Source organism: Pseudoalteromonas haloplanktis ATCC 14393 (assembly GCF_000238355.1).
Taxonomy (GTDB): Bacteria; Pseudomonadota; Gammaproteobacteria; order Enterobacterales; family Alteromonadaceae; genus Pseudoalteromonas; species Pseudoalteromonas haloplanktis.
Genome location: NZ_AHCA01000012.1, coordinates 82302 through 99361, shown reverse-complemented (window position 1 = coordinate 99361; position 17060 = coordinate 82302). Strand labels below are relative to the sequence as shown.

At 41.8% G+C, this 17060-nt stretch carries 19 protein-coding genes; 13 read left to right on the top strand and 6 right to left on the bottom strand.

Annotated elements, in window-relative coordinates; translation table 11 throughout:
- Window positions 1-20 precede the first annotated feature (20 nt).
- Window positions 21-677: an alpha/beta hydrolase gene (locus PHAL_RS0118880; protein ID WP_029216242.1), complete on the bottom strand. Its 657-nt coding sequence runs from the start codon at window positions 675-677 to the stop codon at window positions 21-23.
- A complete protein-coding gene (cyaY, locus tag PHAL_RS0118875) occupies window positions 674-997 on the bottom strand; it encodes an iron donor protein CyaY (RefSeq protein ID WP_016709997.1) in 324 nt (107 codons plus the stop codon). Before cyaY ends, PHAL_RS0118880 begins: the two co-directional genes overlap by 4 nt.
- A 148-nt stretch (window positions 998-1145) precedes the next feature.
- Here cyaY and lptM point away from each other — a divergent pair, with 148 nt between their 5' ends.
- From lptM to PHAL_RS0118835, 8 genes are all read left to right on the top strand, one after another.
- Window positions 1146-1340, top strand: coding sequence for an LPS translocon maturation chaperone LptM (gene lptM, locus PHAL_RS0118870; RefSeq protein ID WP_016709996.1), 195 nt, complete (start codon window positions 1146-1148; stop codon window positions 1338-1340).
- On the top strand, window positions 1340-2593 hold the full coding sequence (lysA, locus tag PHAL_RS0118865; protein WP_016709995.1) for a diaminopimelate decarboxylase: 1254 nt from the start codon (window positions 1340-1342) through the stop codon (window positions 2591-2593). The genes lptM and lysA overlap by 1 nt, the downstream gene beginning before the upstream one ends.
- 62 nt (window positions 2594-2655) lie before the next feature.
- Window positions 2656-3486, top strand: coding sequence for a diaminopimelate epimerase (gene dapF, locus PHAL_RS0118860; RefSeq protein WP_016709994.1), 831 nt, complete (start codon window positions 2656-2658; stop codon window positions 3484-3486).
- Window positions 3483-4106 (top strand): DUF484 family protein, encoded by a 624-nt coding sequence (locus tag PHAL_RS0118855; RefSeq protein WP_016709993.1) that lies wholly within the window; start codon window positions 3483-3485, stop codon window positions 4104-4106. Before dapF ends, PHAL_RS0118855 begins: the two co-directional genes overlap by 4 nt.
- Complete coding sequence (locus PHAL_RS0118850) at window positions 4103-5068, top strand: tyrosine recombinase XerC (RefSeq protein WP_016709992.1); 966 nt, start codon at window positions 4103-4105, stop codon at window positions 5066-5068. The genes PHAL_RS0118855 and PHAL_RS0118850 overlap by 4 nt, the downstream gene beginning before the upstream one ends.
- Before the next feature lie 12 nt (window positions 5069-5080).
- Window positions 5081-5788 carry an HAD-IA family hydrolase gene (locus PHAL_RS0118845; RefSeq protein ID WP_016709991.1) on the top strand — a complete coding sequence of 236 codons (708 nt, stop codon included), beginning with the start codon at window positions 5081-5083 and terminating at the stop codon, window positions 5786-5788.
- A gap of 12 nt (window positions 5789-5800) precedes the next feature.
- The gene (locus tag PHAL_RS0118840; protein WP_016709990.1) at window positions 5801-6919 is read left to right on the top strand and encodes a TIGR02281 family clan AA aspartic protease; all 1119 of its coding nucleotides are present in this window, start codon (window positions 5801-5803) and stop codon (window positions 6917-6919) included.
- Window positions 6920-6937: 18 nt separating this feature from the next.
- Window positions 6938-7297 (top strand): HopJ type III effector protein, encoded by a 360-nt coding sequence (locus tag PHAL_RS0118835; protein WP_016709989.1) that lies wholly within the window; start codon window positions 6938-6940, stop codon window positions 7295-7297.
- Here PHAL_RS0118835 and PHAL_RS0118830 read toward each other — a convergent pair.
- Complete coding sequence (locus PHAL_RS0118830; protein WP_016709988.1) at window positions 7294-7701, bottom strand: GNAT family N-acetyltransferase; 408 nt, start codon at window positions 7699-7701, stop codon at window positions 7294-7296. The two genes, PHAL_RS0118835 and PHAL_RS0118830, sit on opposite strands and share 4 nt — an antisense overlap.
- An 84-nt stretch (window positions 7702-7785) precedes the next feature.
- Between PHAL_RS0118830 and PHAL_RS0118825 the strand changes: the two genes are divergently transcribed.
- From PHAL_RS0118825 to PHAL_RS0118805, 4 genes are all read left to right on the top strand, one after another.
- Window positions 7786-8478, top strand: coding sequence for a pseudouridine synthase (locus PHAL_RS0118825; protein WP_016709987.1), 693 nt, complete (start codon window positions 7786-7788; stop codon window positions 8476-8478).
- 80 nt (window positions 8479-8558) lie between these two features.
- Window positions 8559-8933 carry a BlaI/MecI/CopY family transcriptional regulator gene (locus PHAL_RS0118820; RefSeq protein WP_016709986.1) on the top strand — a complete coding sequence of 125 codons (375 nt, stop codon included), beginning with the start codon at window positions 8559-8561 and terminating at the stop codon, window positions 8931-8933.
- A 9-nt stretch (window positions 8934-8942) separates the two neighbouring features.
- Window positions 8943-10154: a M56 family metallopeptidase gene (locus PHAL_RS0118815; RefSeq protein ID WP_016709985.1), complete on the top strand. Its 1212-nt coding sequence runs from the start codon at window positions 8943-8945 to the stop codon at window positions 10152-10154.
- Between the two features lie 359 nt (window positions 10155-10513).
- Entirely contained in the window at window positions 10514-11395 is an 882-nt protein-coding gene (locus PHAL_RS0118805) for a DMT family transporter (protein WP_029216241.1), read from the top strand.
- Window positions 11396-11439: 44 nt separating this feature from the next.
- Here the strand turns inward: PHAL_RS0118805 and PHAL_RS0118800 are convergent, their stop codons facing one another.
- Together PHAL_RS0118800 and PHAL_RS0118795 are read right to left on the bottom strand one after the other, a co-directional pair.
- Complete coding sequence (locus PHAL_RS0118800; RefSeq protein ID WP_016709982.1) at window positions 11440-11757, bottom strand: DMT family transporter; 318 nt, start codon at window positions 11755-11757, stop codon at window positions 11440-11442.
- A complete protein-coding gene (locus tag PHAL_RS0118795) occupies window positions 11757-13289 on the bottom strand; it encodes a bifunctional GNAT family N-acetyltransferase/carbon-nitrogen hydrolase family protein (protein WP_016709981.1) in 1533 nt (510 codons plus the stop codon). Before PHAL_RS0118795 ends, PHAL_RS0118800 begins: the two co-directional genes overlap by 1 nt.
- A gap of 294 nt (window positions 13290-13583) precedes the next feature.
- On the opposite strand from PHAL_RS0118795, the gene PHAL_RS0118790 reads away from it, so the two are divergent.
- Complete coding sequence (locus tag PHAL_RS0118790) at window positions 13584-14675, top strand: GGDEF domain-containing protein (protein ID WP_016709980.1); 1092 nt, start codon at window positions 13584-13586, stop codon at window positions 14673-14675.
- Here the strand turns inward: PHAL_RS0118790 and PHAL_RS0118785 are convergent.
- Window positions 14661-16955 carry a penicillin acylase family protein gene (locus PHAL_RS0118785; protein ID WP_016709979.1) on the bottom strand — a complete coding sequence of 765 codons (2295 nt, stop codon included), beginning with the start codon at window positions 16953-16955 and terminating at the stop codon, window positions 14661-14663. The genes PHAL_RS0118790 and PHAL_RS0118785 overlap by 15 nt on opposite strands.
- Window positions 16956-17060: the final 105 nt, after the last annotated feature.

Here is a 17060-nt window from a genome sequence, read left to right as displayed (position 1 = left end):
GCCTCGGCTACTCAACACTATTAACTTAAGCGGGCAATTAACCAGTGGCGGATAGCCAATAGCTCTTCCCCACAGACCTGATGGCCCATAGGATAGTCTTGCCAACTTACCTCCATGTTATGCGCTACCAGTACATCAAACGCATGACGGCCAGCCTCATAAGGTACGACTGGATCTTGGCTACCATGAGCCATAAATACATTTAAACCTGTTTGTTTTGCTTCAGCTGTTAATTTCTCAGGCACGCACATGTATGTCGACAACGCCATCACACCAGCCAGCTTTTGCTTTAAGCGCGGTGCTAAATGTAATGAAATAACGCCACCTTGAGAAAAACCAGCTAATATTATTTTATTTGCTGGAATGCCTTTCTCGAGTTCTTGATTGATCAATAACTCAACTTTAGCCGCTGATTCACACACCCCAGCTTCATCCGCACGCTTATCTAAATCCATTGATTTAATATCATACCAAGATCGCATAGCCATACCACCATTTATGGTGACCGGCTGTACTGGTGCATGGGGAAATACAAACCGCAAACCAAGCTCATCAGGTAACGCAAGTTGTGATGCAACAGGCAAAAAACCATCGCCTGAGTCGCCCAAGCCATGCAACCAAATAATCGTTGCTTTATGCTCGCCCTTTGCCGGGTACTCTACAAACGCTAAACTCATAAGGCTGGTTGCCACTCAACTGTTTGACCGGCCTGACGCGTGGTCGCCTCATTCATAAACTGCCAAAACTCAGCGCCCGAACGGTTATCAATCCACTGATCACCACGTAATTCAAAGTGATGACCATTAAACTTAGTTGCAACCCACACTTGATGTAAAGGTGCTTGCTTATTAATGACAATTTTACTGCGATCGGCAAAAATAATTTCCAAAATACCTTCGCCAGATTCATAGTCTAAGTCGGCTTCACAGTCATCCACTTGCTCTTCAATGGTAAACATAAGTGCTTCGGCTAATTGATGGTATTCATGATCAGTCATAATTGTTTCCTTTTACGGGCATTTAGCCAGGTATTCGGTACGAATTGCGTGCAACTAGTGTAACAGGAATAAATTCATCCGCGAATAGCTGCATTTTTTAGATATTCTGTTAATCTGCGATTATAAAGCCAGCAACACGATTAATCTAATGAAAGAGATGCATCTTAAACAATTAACACGACTTTCCTCACTCAGTGTACTTCTTATCGCTTTAGCTGGTTGCGGACAAAGTGGTCCACTGTATTTACCTGAAGAAAATGCAGAGCCGAATCAACCAGAACAAGTAGCGCCTGCCGCTACTAAAACACCGTCATCAACTACTGAATCGAAACAGGACCAATAATGGACTTTTTTGACTATAAAAATAATCAGCTACATGCTGAAGACATCGCTGTCAATGAGCTTGCAGCGCAATACGGCACACCTTGCTATATCTATTCACGCAAAACATTTGAACGTCATTATCTTGCCTTTGCTGAAGCGGCTACCAATCATAAAAACTTAGTGTGCTATGCTGTAAAAGCGAATTCAAACATTGCCGTGTTAAACGTGCTTGCGCGTTTAGGTTCAGGGTTTGATATTGTTTCTAAAGGTGAACTTGCGCGTGTTATTGAAGCAGGTGGTGATCCCAGTAAAGTAGTTTTTTCAGGGGTCGCAAAAACAGCTGACGAAATTGCCTATGCGCTAAAACTAGGCATTAAATGCTTCAATGTAGAGTCAGTGTCTGAATTAGATCGCATATCACACGTTGCTAGCGAGCTTAATTTAGTCGCGCCGATTTCGATTCGTGTAAACCCTGATATTGACGCTAAAACCCACCCTTACATTTCAACAGGCTTAAAAGAAAATAAATTCGGTATAGATATTCTAACGGCTGTAAGCGTTTATCAATATGCAGCATCATTACCTGGTTTAAAAATTACCGGCGTTGACTGCCATATAGGCTCTCAACTTACTGAAATAAAACCATTCCTAGAAGCCCTCGATAAAGTGCTGGCACTGATTGATGAGTTAAAAGCAAATGGCATTGAACTGAGCCACTTAGATATTGGCGGTGGCTTAGGCGTACCTTATAACGGTGAAACCCCGCCACACCCCAGCGAATACGTGGCACATATCACCGAGCGTTTAAGTGACTACCAACACCTAGAGCTTATTTTTGAGCCTGGCCGTGCAATTGCTGCTAATGCCGGTATTTTAGTTACTAAAGTTGAGTTTATTAAACAAAACCAAGATAAGTTTTTTGCGATCGTTGATGCCGGTATGAACGATATGCTGCGCCCTGCATTATATCAAGCATGGCAAAACATTGTGCCAGTAACCCCACGCAATGACGACACCCCCACCCACAATTTTGATATTGTTGGCCCTGTGTGTGAAACCGGTGACTTTTTAGGTAAAGATCGCATGTTGGCATTGCAACAAGGTGATTTACTAGCACAGCGCAGTGCGGGTGCATACGGCTTTACTATGAGTTCAAATTATAATTCTCGCCCTCGTGTGGCAGAGATTATGGTTGATGGTGAGCAGAGTCATTTGATCCGCGCACGTGAAACAATTGAAAGCTTATGGCAAGGTGAGAAAATTTTACCATAAACTTTTTGTAACACGGCTGCTCTGTGGCATGATTAGCGCAGAGCAACCCGAATTAGAGCGCTATGTTAGTTAATTTTTCCAAAATGCACGGCCTAGGCAACGATTTTGTTGTAATTGATAACATTACACAAAACGTTTTCCTGTCACGAGATCAAATAAGAAAACTGGCAGATCGCCATTTCGGCATCGGCTTTGACCAATTACTTATGGTAGAAGCGCCTTATTCTCCTGATCTTGATTTCCATTATCGTATTTTCAATGCCGATGGTAACGAAGTCGAACAATGTGGCAATGGCGCTCGCTGCTTTGCTCGTTTTGTACGAATGAAAGGCCTTACCAACAAGCATAAGGTTACCGTATCGACCAAATCAGGTAACTTGACTTTATATATTGAAAAAGATGGTCAAGTAACAGTCAATATGGGTCATCCTAATTTCGAGCCAAGTAAAATACCGCTCAAAGCGACTAAGCGTGAACTCACTTATATTATCCGCGCTGAAGAACACACCGTATTTAGCGGTGCTGTATCAATGGGTAACCCACATTGCGTACTGGAGGTGGATGACATAGATACCGCCGACGTAAACACCCTAGGGCCATTACTTGAAAATCACGAACGTTTTCCGCAGCGAGTTAACGTTGGCTTTATGCAGGTGATCAACCCAGAGCACATTAAACTGCGAGTTTGGGAGCGCGGCGTTAACGAAACTCTGGCTTGCGGTACCGGTGCTTGTGCCGCTATGGTGATTGGCCAAATTCAAAGTAAACTCTCTACCACAGTGCAGGTCGATTTACCTGGCGGTAGTTTGCAAATTCGCTGGCAAGGTGAAGGTCACCCGGTAAGAATGACAGGCCCTGCTGAACATGTATTTGATGGACAAGTTGCTTTATGAGTCAAATAACACCTGAACAAGTTGCTGATTTTTTACGTGAAAACCCATGCTTTTTACAGCAAAACAGTGACCTTTTAGCGCAATTAGAGCTTCAGCAACATGCGCAAGGTGCAACCTCATTGGTGCATATTCAACAACGCCAATTACGTGAGCATAATACGATGCTAAAAAGTAAAATAGCCTCCTTGATTGCGCATGCCAAAGAAAACGAGCTCATTTATAGCTTATTTAGTGAATGTCATCGTCAGCTTTGGACTAACTACGATTTTAAAACCTTAGCTATTAACTTACGTAATATTATTTGTACTAACCCTGCTATTAGTGAATGCCACTTACTAAAGTATGAAAGTAAGTTTGATGAGCTAATTGCCCATCGTTTACAACCAGACGGGATTTATCTAGGTCGCGTAAATCAGCAAGAGCGAGATTTACTGTTTAAAATTGATATCCAATCAAGTGCACTGTATTTAATTGGCAACAGTCAGCACCCTATCGCCATTTTGGCATTTGGTAGCGCAGATCCGAATCATTTCGAGCCAGCAAAAGACAGCTTATTTGTGCTTGAGTTTGTGCGCTCATTGCAACTCAGATTGCTGGAGTTAGAACAGGAACTTGCATGAGCGAGCAGCTCCCACCTGATATAGCAGAGCTTTGCGAGCAACTAAGCGATGCATGGCGCACACCTATTCAACAATTTAGCGACTACCTTAAGTTTGAAAAACAATACTCACCGCACACGATAACGCAATACACCAGCCAGCTTGGTTTTGCAGCCTTATACTTCAGTAAACTCTGCGATGATTGGTCAAATGTGCAAGGTGAACATATACGTCGTTACAGTATGCAGCTCAGAGGCAAACAATTAAGCGGACGCACAATTAGCTTAAAACTCAGCTGTATTCGCAGCTTATATAAGTTTTTAAAAACAAAGAATACCAATCAACAACACCATTACCATAATCCAGCACAGGCAATCAAAGGCCCTAAATTTGCCAAGCCACTGCCAAAAAATCTCGATGTTGATCAAATGACGCGGTTACTTGATATTCAAGACGATGACCCACTAGCAATACGTGACCAGGCGATGATGGAATTAATGTATTCTTCTGGCTTAAGGATAAGCGAGTTAGTCGGCGCCAACTTACAGGATATTAACCGCAGTTCAGCTGAAATTTTAGTCCGCGGTAAAGGCAATAAAGAACGCCTCTTACCGGTTGGTGGTAAGGCGTTAGAATCACTAAATAAGTGGTTAAAGCTTCGGCCGCAATTTGCTCACCCTGATGAAGTTGCGATATTTGTTAGTAGTAAAAAATGTCGTATATCCGCGCGTCACGTGCGGCTCAGAATGCAAGAGTGGGGTATAAAACAAGGCATTAGTAGCCAAGTACATCCGCATAAATTGCGCCATTCATTTGCATCACATATTTTAGAATCCTCAGGCGACTTACGAGCTGTACAAGAGTTATTAGGTCATAGCAGTTTATCAGCAACCCAAGTGTACACTCATTTAGACTTTCAGCATTTAGCCAAAGTGTACGACAACACTCACCCTCGCGCTAAAAAGCGCTCAAATACCGACTAGCCAGGAGCTGATATGATCCGCTTTAATCGTGCCATAAGCCATTTTTCTGTACTCAGTTTTGATTTAGATGACACACTATACAACAATCACCCCATCATCAAAGCGGCTGTGCAAGCACAAATAGATTACCTCAATGCGCTTCCCAACTGGCAAGCGCAAGGCAAAAACTACTGGCAACAATGCCGTGAACAAGCGGTAATTGACAACCCTGAACTCATCGACAACGTAACTCAATGGCGTAAAAGCACATTACGAGTGGCACTTGCCAAGCTCGGCTACCAAGGAGTAGAGCTGGAACAGCACGCTAATTACGCATACCAAGCATTTGCCGATGCACGCAGCCAAATTACGGTTAGTGATGAAGTGCTTGAGCTACTCGCTAAACTTACAAAGCACTATCGTTTAATTGCTATAACCAATGGTAATGTTGAAGTTGAGCGATTTAACTTAAACGGTGTATTTGAGCTGGTGCTGCAAGCGGGCATTCACGGTAAAGCAAAACCGCATGCCACTATGTTCGAACAAGCATGTAATCATTTAAACGTAGCACCACAACAAATTTTACATATCGGCGATAGTTTAGATACTGACGTACACGGCGCGCATAATGCAGGCTGCCAATCTATATGGCTCAATAACCAAGCCGCAAACTATGCATATAAAGGCTTAGCCGACATTGAAATTAAAGATATTCAAGCGCTAAAGTACTTTTTAAAGTAACGGGGGTTTAAAATGAAAAGGACGTTTTCCACATACTTACTCATCACGGCGTTAACCGCCTCCGTTGCGTTGAATGGCTATTTATTATGGCCAACAGAAGTCGTTAGGCCCAGTAAAGAGGCTGTTACACAATCTAAAACACAGCAACCGCCCTCAGAGTTATTTAGCCCTTATTACCAACAAGCTATACGGCAGTTTGACCAGCAACAGTTTAGCGCTGCCGTTGCCAGTTATCAGCAATTACACACAGCCCAACCATTACAAGCTGAGCAGCTATATTTTCAATGGCGTAATAGCGTAGAGGATTGGCTGAACGATGGGCAATTGACGACCGTTGAGCGTTTTTTACAGGCCTTTTTAACCAGCGAACCTTACAATGTCAGTATGTTACAACTTGATGCCGAGCGCTTAGTAAAAAGCCAACAACCCAATCAAGCCATTGTGGCATTGTTAGCTTTACAATCACTTGCCAATGAAAGTCAGTTAGCAGCCATAAATATGCGCTTAACCCAGCTTACTATTGCCCAACTACAGGCACTCAATGAACGTAGGGCATGGCAAACAATTACTGAACAAACACTGGCGTGGCTTGATTATGATAATGAAAACCCTCGTTATTTATTTGCCCTTGCGCATGCTTATTATCAGCTCAATGACTTACCCAGTGCACAGTCAAGTTTAGACCGCCTACCTCTGGAACACCCATTGCAAAGTCAAGCAGCTGCATTACAAGAGCAAATTAACCATGCCATTAACGGCCTAGATAAAGTCCCTTTAGAAAAACGAGGAGCGCATTACCTTATTGATATCATTATTAATAACGATGTAAATACGCAACTGATGATAGATACTGGAGCAAGCTTTACGGTACTACCAAAGCAACTGTTAGAGTCGCTCTACCCACAACCAAAATATATCAACGAGATGACCGTAAATACAGCTAATGGCCAAGTAAAGGCTGCTCACTATCAAGTTGAGTCGATTAAAATTGGCCAACAAATTTTACACAACTTTGACATTTTGGTGATCAACAATCATAGTGGCTATGGCCTATTAGGAATGAATTTTTTACAACATTTTAAATTTAATATTAATCAGCTAGATAATCAGCTTGAACTAGAAAAACAATAACTTAATTTAAGGATAAACATGACACTCAACGATTTTTTAAGCCGCTTAGCTGAACAACCGCAACAGCTTGAGTTTAGCGATTGCATGGCAGTGATTGATGCAAATTATCGCTTTACGCCAAGCGCATTTAATAACCACGGTTTAAAAAGTGCTGCTGGTGAAAACAACGGCTCGTGCAAAATTTTTGCTTTTGCTAAGCTCAACCAATTAAGCAAACAAAATACCTTAGATTGCTTTGGCGCATTTTACCGAGAGGATGTATTAGGAAATCCTGATGGTCACGATCATATGAACATTCGTACCTTTATGCTCGCACCCGAAGCCACGCCATTTTTAGGACTGACTTTTGAGCAACAACCGTTGTTAGAAATAGCCTAAAGCTCTTTTTCCATAAAGTATCGCGTGCCTGAAAGCGGATAATTATTTAATTGGTATTTCACCACATAGCCGTTTTTTTCATAAAACGGCTTAGCCTGAAAATCTAACGTATCTAACTGAGCCCATTTAGCGCCAAGTTGTTGCCCATGCTCCTCAATTGTATGTAATAGCTGAGTCGCCAAACCATGACCACGAGCAGTCTCAGCACACCACAACCAGCTTATCATTAACCAATTACCAAATACCTGAGCTGTGATCCCTGCCACTAGCTGCTGATTTTCATCGACAAACTTAAACCCTAAAGGAATTCTCTGCGTATCAAAGTGCGCTTGATTAAAAGCCTGCATGGCGGATCTTAATTCCTCTTGCAAACACTGTGAGTCATCTCGCTGTAGTGAGTACATTCATAACCCCTTCAAAAAATAATAACCCATCATTAGCTTGTGGCTTGTTATACTCGCAGCATTATTAACTGTCCAGCTTATGCTATGATTGAAAAAACTCGCCTTGCTAAATACCTTGCCCATGCGGGGATTTGCTCTCGTAAACAAGCATCTCGATTAATTGATCAAGGCATTGTAACTGTGAACGCCCACCCCGCGAATCATATTGATCATGTAGATGACAGCGACGATATACGTGTTAATGGTGAGCGCATACAAGGTGCGGCCCCACTGGTTTACTTTGCCTACCACAAACCCGTTGGTATTGACTGTAAACTTAATCAAACCGACTCCAGCAGCTTGATTCATCACCTGCCACAAACAACCCGAGTGTATCCAATTGGCAGGCTAGATAAAGACTCTCGAGGTTTACTAATACTGACCAATGATGGCGGATTTTGTAATCAGCTGATCCATCCTGATTTCCACCAGCCAAAGCGTTATTTAGTGACTGTAGATAAGCCACTTAATGATAATTTTTGCCAAACAATGGCAAACGGTGTGCCCGTAGACAAGCACATTACTTTACCTTGCACAGTTGAAAAAATAACAGAGTACCAGTTTAGTATTATTTTAAAGCAAGGCCTTAACCGCCAAATACGAAAAATGGCACACTACTGTGGCTATAAGGTTACCGACCTTTACCGTGAACAAATTGCCCATCTCGAATTAACGCCACTCAACCTTGCAGAAAATAGCTACCAGCAAATAAACAAGTCTGACATTCTAAAAAATTAATTAATTTTTACACAAACTAGTTGCAAAAAATGATTACAGGCGTAATCTTCACTTAAAGATTACACCTGTAGGCGACACTCATGATTGAATTATCGAAAGCAGAATTTGAAGTGCTCGATGCACTTTGGCTAAATTACCCAGCAACAGCAAGCCAGATCATCGACCGTTTAAGCGATGAAAAACAGTGGCACGAAAAAACCATTAAAACCTTACTTGGACGACTGGTAAAAAAAGGCGCTCTCAGCTTTGAAAAAGAGGGCCGCCAATATATTTATACGCCCTGTATGGAACGCGCTGAATACACACTCAAGGAAAGCCAAAACTTTATAGAGCGATTTTTTAGCGGCCGTATTGCACCTTTGGTAAGTGGTTTTGCTAAATCAGAACAACTTTCGCAACAAGACATCAATGAACTTAAAAAAGTCATTGATGAGTGGGAAAAGCAGCAAAAGTAAGGATTCAACATGCTAGAAATAACCTTTAATTGGCTTATTGAGCAACAACTCTTATTCAGCATACTGATAGTTAGTCTACTCGTGTTAGAGCGCTACGCATTAAAATGGCTCAATGCAAATTTTGTCTATAAATTGTGGCTATTAATCCCCATTGCACTACTGCTGGCAAATTTACCCGCACACTTAAAACCATTACAAAGTGCCGCTATTAGCACTATGTTGGTCACCCCACATAAAGCGTTGGTGCCTAATTTTAGTATAAGTTGGGCGCTACTCTATGGCGTGATATTCAGCCTATTAGCTGTGATTACCGCATTGACACATCAGCGTTTTATCAAACAGTTGCAATTAATGCCTCTAAACGATAAATCGTTTGCTAGGGATAACCCAACTATTCAGTTACTACAAAGTGATGCGGTCAGCACACCGATGGTGATTGGGTTATTACGTACACAATTAGTATTACCAACTGGCTATCTGCAAAAAACCGATAGTGCCTCATTAAAGCTCATCATTGAGCATGAAAAAGTACATATAAAACGTGCCGATAACTTATTAAATATGTTGTTACTAATAACAACATTGGTGTTTTGGTTTAACCCACTTGCTTGGCTTGGTTACCTGAGTTTCAGGCGCCTACAAGAGCTTTCATGTGACGAAACAGTACTCGCTAATAAAAACACCCAACAACGGATTTTATACAGCAAGGCCCTCATTAATTGTGCAGCAAGTAGTCGCGCAGGCTTGATGGCTTATTCACACTATGGAGATAAAAACACTATGTTACAACGACTCAATCAAATCAAAAATAACGGCAACAGCTCACTGGTTGCCAAGGCTGCTCTGCTCATTTTTGCTGCGGGAATGTTAAGCAGCTTTGCAATTGCTAAACAACCAGAGGCAAAAGCCCAGAAGCAGTCAATTTCACCGATCATGCGCATTGAACCTCTTTATCCCAAGCAAGCAGCTGAGCAAGGGATCAGTGGTTCTGTGGTATTAAAGTACGACATTGACCCTGCTGGAAACACCGCAAATATCTCAGTGGTAAACGCAAAACCAGAGGGCGTATTTAATAGGGAAGCAAAAAGAGCATTAAAGCAGTGGCAATATAAGCCTTCGAACTTTGGCTTTAAAGATGTACTGGTACAACTGGATTTTGCCATAGATAAGCATTACAAATCAGATGATCTCATCGAAAAGGTAACAGTTGCGGCTAAATAAGTCACAAACCGCAAAGACCCTAAAGCAAGCGCCTTGTTTAAGCCGCTTGCTTTAGCGTTTTCAGAACTAATCTATAAACACACAGCAAGTAGCGCACAAATTAATAATAGTCATTATTACTCCTCACCAACTTAGCACAGCGAAGCGCGTAGTGTAAAAACGAGTAATAAAAAAGCCGCCGTTGCTTACTAAACAATGGCGGCTAACAATAACATCACCTTTACTATAGCTCAGTGCAAACATTATGAAACTGTGACATATTGTCGCAGCTGAGTTATTTTCATTTTAGCTATTTTTAGTTCGCTTTAGAGCCCTGGCACTGATAACGTATTGGTTCCTCTTACTTGCCATTTTTTATTATGATCTGGATATTCTTAACTATTTTAGCTGCTTTTATGCAGTCGTGGCGCAACGCTTTGCAAAGTCAGCTAAGTGCACATGTTAGTGTTGCGGGAGTCACTTTAGCGCGTTTTATACTAGCAAGCCCGCTAGCGTTGATTTACTTACTGGCATTATATAGCTACCGAGATGCTCCTTTACCCTCCTTTAACCTCCATTTTATTGGTTATATTATCGGCGCAAGTATTGTGCAAATTATTGCCACTGGGCTAATGGTGAAGTTATTTAAAATGAATAACTTTGCAGTGGGTGCAGGCCTTGCAAAAAGCGAAGCTCTGGTCGCAGCTATTTTAGGGGTACTGTTTTTTGGTGCGACCTTATCTTTACTTGGTTGGTTAGGCGTATTTCTTGGCTCCATTGCAGTATTACTATTGAGTGGCATTACTAATGTTAAGCACTTTAGCTTGAAAACAGCCTTGTTAGGTTTAGCCTGCGGCACTGCATTTGCTCTATCTTCATCGTGGATCAGAGAAGCAAGTTTGAGCTCTGGGCTTGCATTTCCTTATTCAGCAGCCTGGGTTTTACTGCTTATTATTAGCTTACAAACCATAATGCTGGGTGGTTACATTGCAGTGAAAGAACGTCCGACATTTCGCGCTATGTGGATACATAAAAAAACCACCAGTGCAGTTAGTTTTTTCAGTTGTATTGGTTCCATAGGCTGGTTTAGTGCGATGAGCTTACAACATGTCGCCTATGTTAAAACCTTAGGGCAAGTGGAAGTGTTTTTTACCATCTTGATTTCCGTATTATGGCTCAAACAGCCTTTAAAACGTCAAGACAGCGCAGGACTGCTATTAATTGCCATAGCTGCAGTTTTAGTGATGTTTCCCTCAGCATAAAAAGCGGCCCCCATAGGGCCGCACCGCAATTTTTAAATGTGCTGTTAATGACTAATTTTCAACGTGATCACGCCACTGATGATCATTAACACACCAGCAATACGGCCAAATGTGGCCGCGTCATTATAAAACAATATCCCTACTAAGAATGTCCCTGCGGCACCAATACCAGTCCAAACCGCATAGGAGGTCCCCATAGAGATATCCCGTTGAGCCAGCCATAACATAAAACCACTCGCGACCATAAATGCCACCGCAATAGCAATTCCTAGCCATCGGTTTTCTCCCTCTTGCGACATTTTTAATCCCACTGGCCAGCCGATTTCAAGCAAACCGGCGATAATTAAATAAATCCACGCCATTAATTAACACTCTTTTTCAATATTACGTCATATAAATCTTCGCGACGGTCTTTTAAGTTTCGTACAGTTCCTTCGCTATGTAGAATTTTTAATTTATCCATATCTAAATCACTAAATAACAACATTTCAGTATTCGGCGTTGCTTCGTTTAGTACGGCATCATGCGGGAACGAAAAATCTGATGGCGTTAGCACAGCTGATTGCGAATATTGCACATCCAGGCTTTCCACTTCAGGTAAGTTACCCACAGAACCGGCAATAACCACATAACACTCGTTTTCAATAGCACGTGCTTGTGCACAATGGCGTACGCGTAGGTAACTATTTTTAGTGTCAGTCCAAAATGGTACAAATAAAATATCGAGCCCTTGCTTGGCTAAAATTCGCGACAACTCAGGAAACTCAACGTCATAGCAAATTTGAATGCCGACTCGTCCTGCGTCAGTATCGAATACAGCGATTTTATCGCCGCCTTGAATCACCCAATCATTTTGTTCATGTGGCGTGATATGAATCTTGCGTTGTTCGTCAATTTTACCGCTGCGATGACATAAATAGCTGACATTATAAATTTTATCTTCTTCAGCCAATGGCATAGAGCCAGTAATAATATTGGCATTGTATTCAACCGCCATACGCGACATTGCATCACGAAAAGTTTCTGTGTATTCCGCTAAATTGCGGATCGCTTCAGTCTGACTTTTCTGCTCTGTTAACCCCATTAAAGGCGCATTAAAGAACTCTGGAAATAAAATAAAGTCACTTTTATAGTCAGAAACAGTATCAACAAAATATTCCACTTGTTTTAGCAGCTCATCAACCGAATCTACGCAGCGCATTTGCCACTGCACAGCCCCGACCCGTACTATTGATTTAGTAGATTCAAGCACTGTATCCGTGGGTTCAAACATAATGTTATTCCACTCTAATAAAGTGGCATAACCTACCGACTCCTGATCTTCAGGCAAATATTTTTTTAGTAATCGCTTAACTTGGAAATCATTTGATAATTGAAAACTTAAAATCGGATCATATAACTCCTTATGATCAACTTTCTCAATATATTGTGTCGGTGTCACGTCATTGCTGTGATTGTAATAACGCGGGATCCGCCCACCAGCTAGAATAGCGCGTAAGTTGTATTGACGGCATAATTCTTTACGCGCATCGTACAGTCGTCGCCCTAAACGCATACCACGATGAGTTGGCGAAATAACCACATCTAAACCGTACAAAGCATCACCATCAGGATCGCTGAATACCCGATCATGGCCATCAACTATATCTTCATAAGTATGTGGATTTGAAAATCGTGCATAATCCACTTGGACGCTCAAAGCGATCCCCACTAATACACCATCATCCACCATGCCCAACTGGCCTTCTGGAAACTGGTCAATTAATCTAAAAATGGTATGGCTAGGCCATGCACCGCCTAAACCTGGGTAGGCTTGATCCATCAAGGTTTTTATTTGTGGGTACTGCTCTTTGGTTAAATTACAAATCTCAAGATGGGTTTTTTCTGCCGACATACACAACTCCTTTAGGCGTAGGACATTAAATTCGATAAACAAACCAACATATACGTTATTAGCTCTGAACACATGCTTAGCAAGCATATTCAGCACTGATTATTTATTTTAAGATAGCACCAACAGCAGTGTTGAAGTAAGTAAAGTAAGCATTTATTTTTGTTTTAATTTAAGTTGTGCGTACGGCATTATTATTTCAGCCGCACAAACCTCAAAAGGAGCCGCACAGAAATTTTTTACTCTAAGTAAACTCACCTATACTCTGTATTTACGCATCTAAGATCAGGAGTTGTTTTGCCAGCACTAATGCAAATTAAACATCAAAATCTCGACGATGTTGAAACCATTAAATTTCAAATAATCCAAAGGGTGGCCTATTTTGCTCTTGCTATCCACGTGGCATTGATCTTTATTTTTTATCATCTCGGCGCATCTATGCTAGCACTGGCAAATATTTTTAGTGTTTTTGCTTGGGCAAGTGGTATCAACTTAATCAATAAAGGCCGACACTCCCTCGCATTGAAGGTTTTTTCAATAGAAGTGCTATTACACTCTATATTAGTCTGCGCAACGTTAGGATTAGAATTGGGCTTCCAATTCTACTTATGGACGATTTCATGCTTACTACTTGTCGACTATCAGCTCAAACTCAAACATGCTTTTATCTACAGCCTGATGCTTATATTCACTTTTGCAGCGCTATATTTGTTTTTCAGTGATGTCGTTTATAGCTATGCATACAAGGATTTTTTACTCTACATCAATATGCTCAATATAGTCATTGCTGGCCTACCAATGGTTTATGCTATTGGCTTGATCCGAGAGATCAGCATTTCACAACGCATCGCACTAACGGATATGGCCGCTAAAGACCACTTAACTAAACTATATAACCGCCGTTTTGCAAAAAAACTTATTTTAGCCGCGCAGCAAAAAAGTGTGTTTACTAACACTAACCTTTGTTTAGTTATGGCTGACATTGATTTTTTTAAACACTTTAACGATACCTATGGCCATGACAAAGGCGACGCGATCTTAGTCAGAGTTGCGAATGTAATAAACCAACATATCGCTGAACAAGACATTGCTGTTCGTTGGGGTGGAGAAGAGTTTTTAATCGTACTTACTAATACCAATGAGCAAAATGCTTTTACTCGAATAGAAAGAATGCGAGACAACATTGCAGCCCTTAACTGTGCCGAACAAGGGGGGAACTTGAATATAACGATGAGCTTTGGTTTGATCCAGTGGCAGTCTAACGCAAGTCTTGAGGAAATGCTGCAACAAGCCGATGCAGCACTTTATAAGAGTAAAGAAAATGGCCGAAATCAAACAACCATTGCCACTACTGAAACAGACTACACCGCTGAATTAAAAAGTATTTAAAGGCGCTATAATAATTTCATGTGTTAATGCCTGTGGTAATAACGGCGTTGCTTTGGCGGCGATATAGTCATCAAACCCGGTGCGATAAAACGGCGATAATGGATGCCCTGATTGGCCCCCGGGAATAGCCATTATGGCGTTTTCTAGATGCCCAGGCTGGGCAATAAACCGCTGTGATGCGCCAAAGCTACGTCCTTGTACTGCAGGCATATAACTATCACCAAACCCTGGCGCTGTTGGCATATTGAGTAATTTGCTCAATTGCGGTATTTGCTGTGCAAATGGATGCTCAATCACAAGTTCATTTACTTTACCCCACTGCCAACTTTGCATGTTCGCACCAAACTCTGTTGTTAATTTACTTACAACTTGGCTAAATGCCCCCCTTAATTGCGCATCCCAGTCAGCAAACTGTGGATTTAACCAACTGTCAGGTTGTTGTTCGATTAGTTGCCAGATTGCAGGTTCTAGATCCCGCTTCACATACTTTAATGACCCGCCTTGTGTTTGCAAGGTTGCTTGCATCGCGGAAAATACACTATTAATAATCTCATCACGGTAGCGTCTTACCAAGGTATAACCTATTGAAGTCGCACACGCGCACCCTTGCCAATTTTCGAGTTCTTTGATGTATTGCTGATTAACCACACTATTTTTATTAAGCTGTTTGAGTAGTAAGCTATGCCACGGCTGTAAAAAGCGCGCCTGATTATCATGCTGTAACTGGTTAAAGTCAGCTTCATTAAACTGCTGTTTTTCATATAATCGGTCACGAATTTGCGTAGCGCGTGCACCTAATGCATAACCCCCATTGCCAAAACGTAAATCATCCTGAGCCGACACAACCCGTGAATTACCCGTCCACAAACGGCCATCAGGCGGGTTTTTTAGCGCCGGCCTTTGTTGTTCATTATGTTGCCAGCGCGCTGAATAGTCGCTAGCAGAGACCGCCAGCGCAGTTGGATTAGTACGCCCAGGGAGTGCCCCCATATTTTTCCATGCTGCATTACCTTGACTATCTACTACCATTAAATTTTGTACTGGGATCCCCACGTCACTGGCAATAAGTAGCGCATCATCGACTGTCGTCGCGTGTTCTAACTGCAATAAATCCATATCCACAGCGTATGGCTGATGACCCACCCAACTCAATGCGTAAGAGTTACCATTGATTTCTCGTACCGGACCAAATTCACTGAGGGTAAGTGAGTATTGTTCACTCGTGCCATCCGGTAGAGCTATTTGCTCAACTTCTTGCCACGTTTTAGTGCTATCTGTTAAGGCTACCCAATCGGCAGTATCGAGATAGCCATTGGTAAATCCCCAAGCAATGTCATTATTGGTACCTACCACAATTGCTGGTGCTCCCGGTAAAGATACCCCTGTAACTTGGCGCTGTTTACCTTGCTTAGTTGTAAAATTAAGTTGCGCGCGATACCAAATAACAGGCACCGCCATAGATAAATGCATATCATCCGACAACATCCCCGCTCCAGTACTTGTTAACTGCCCTGTAACTGCCCAGTTATTACTGCCACGTTCTTGGTTTGCATCTATATTTAATACTGCCTGTAAGGCTTGTTTAGGTAACTCAGGGATCCCTAATGTGTAAGGGGGGAGCTTACTGCCATCTAATGCTGCTTGATATTGACTCGGTTGAGTTAAAAAGCTGACCATGTCAGAGCCATAAATATCGGCAATTTGGATCAACGCTTGGTCACGCTCAAAAGTTGCGGTTTGTAAATCTAGATACATGCTGTAAATCACTAACAAACTATCTTCACTGCGCCAAGGCTGTTGCTCTGCACCTGTTAGTAAATATTCAAAGCTAGTAAAACCGATCTGCGCTAAGCCCTCATTAACACCTGCAGCGTAGCTTGTTAATAGTGCCTGATCAGCCTCTGGTAATTGCTTAACAATTGCTGCACTGCGCTTTCGTAATTGATGAAAACGCATTTTTTTATCTAAATCTAATGCCGCTTTACCAAATAACTCACTCAATTCACCCGCAGCATTACGACGCAATAAATCCATTTGAAAGAATCGATCTTGGCCATGCGCAAAACCTAAGCCATAAGCAGCATCATTTCGGCTTTCAGCAAAAATAACAGCTTGTCCAAGTTGGTCTCGCGAAATTTTCACCTCATGATTAACATTATGGCTGCGGCCCTTGCCATCCAAGGCGGGTAAACTGATTGCCAACACCCCGTAAACAACAGCCGTTACTGCTAACCCTAGAATAACCACTGCCAACACCAACCATTTGACTACTTTAAACATGGACTAATCCTTTTCACTTTGAATTCTGTCTATCATAAACATAGTTTTATGAAAAATAATGTTCTTCATTGGTTTCTCAGCAAATTAATTACTGCAAACCGCAAA

Bases quoted from the DNA above. Each gene is read 5' to 3' on its own strand.
- PHAL_RS0118830 (WP_016709988.1), bottom strand. From the start codon at position 7,701: ATGTACTCACTACAGCGAGATGACTCACAGTGTTTGCAAGAGGAATTA.
- cyaY (WP_016709997.1), bottom strand. From the start codon at position 997: ATGACTGATCATGAATACCATCAATTAGCCGAAGCACTTATGTTTACC.
- PHAL_RS0118800 (WP_016709982.1), bottom strand. From the start codon at position 11,757: ATGGCGTGGATTTATTTAATTATCGCCGGTTTGCTTGAAATCGGCTGG.
- PHAL_RS0118820 (WP_016709986.1), top strand. From the start codon at position 8,559: ATGATTGAATTATCGAAAGCAGAATTTGAAGTGCTCGATGCACTTTGG.
- PHAL_RS0118880 (WP_029216242.1), bottom strand. From the start codon at position 677: ATGAGTTTAGCGTTTGTAGAGTACCCGGCAAAGGGCGAGCATAAAGCA.
- PHAL_RS0118785 (WP_016709979.1), bottom strand. From the start codon at position 16,955: ATGTTTAAAGTAGTCAAATGGTTGGTGTTGGCAGTGGTTATTCTAGGG.
- PHAL_RS0118805 (WP_029216241.1), top strand. From the start codon at position 10,514: ATGATCTGGATATTCTTAACTATTTTAGCTGCTTTTATGCAGTCGTGG.
- dapF (WP_016709994.1), top strand. From the start codon at position 2,656: ATGTTAGTTAATTTTTCCAAAATGCACGGCCTAGGCAACGATTTTGTT.
- PHAL_RS0118850 (WP_016709992.1), top strand. From the start codon at position 4,103: ATGAGCGAGCAGCTCCCACCTGATATAGCAGAGCTTTGCGAGCAACTA.
- PHAL_RS0118845 (WP_016709991.1), top strand. From the start codon at position 5,081: ATGATCCGCTTTAATCGTGCCATAAGCCATTTTTCTGTACTCAGTTTT.
- PHAL_RS0118795 (WP_016709981.1), bottom strand. From the start codon at position 13,289: ATGTCGGCAGAAAAAACCCATCTTGAGATTTGTAATTTAACCAAAGAG.
- PHAL_RS0118840 (WP_016709990.1), top strand. From the start codon at position 5,801: ATGAAAAGGACGTTTTCCACATACTTACTCATCACGGCGTTAACCGCC.
- PHAL_RS0118815 (WP_016709985.1), top strand. From the start codon at position 8,943: ATGCTAGAAATAACCTTTAATTGGCTTATTGAGCAACAACTCTTATTC.
- PHAL_RS0118835 (WP_016709989.1), top strand. From the start codon at position 6,938: ATGACACTCAACGATTTTTTAAGCCGCTTAGCTGAACAACCGCAACAG.
- PHAL_RS0118825 (WP_016709987.1), top strand. From the start codon at position 7,786: ATGATTGAAAAAACTCGCCTTGCTAAATACCTTGCCCATGCGGGGATT.
- PHAL_RS0118855 (WP_016709993.1), top strand. From the start codon at position 3,483: ATGAGTCAAATAACACCTGAACAAGTTGCTGATTTTTTACGTGAAAAC.
- lysA (WP_016709995.1), top strand. From the start codon at position 1,340: ATGGACTTTTTTGACTATAAAAATAATCAGCTACATGCTGAAGACATC.
- lptM (WP_016709996.1), top strand. From the start codon at position 1,146: ATGAAAGAGATGCATCTTAAACAATTAACACGACTTTCCTCACTCAGT.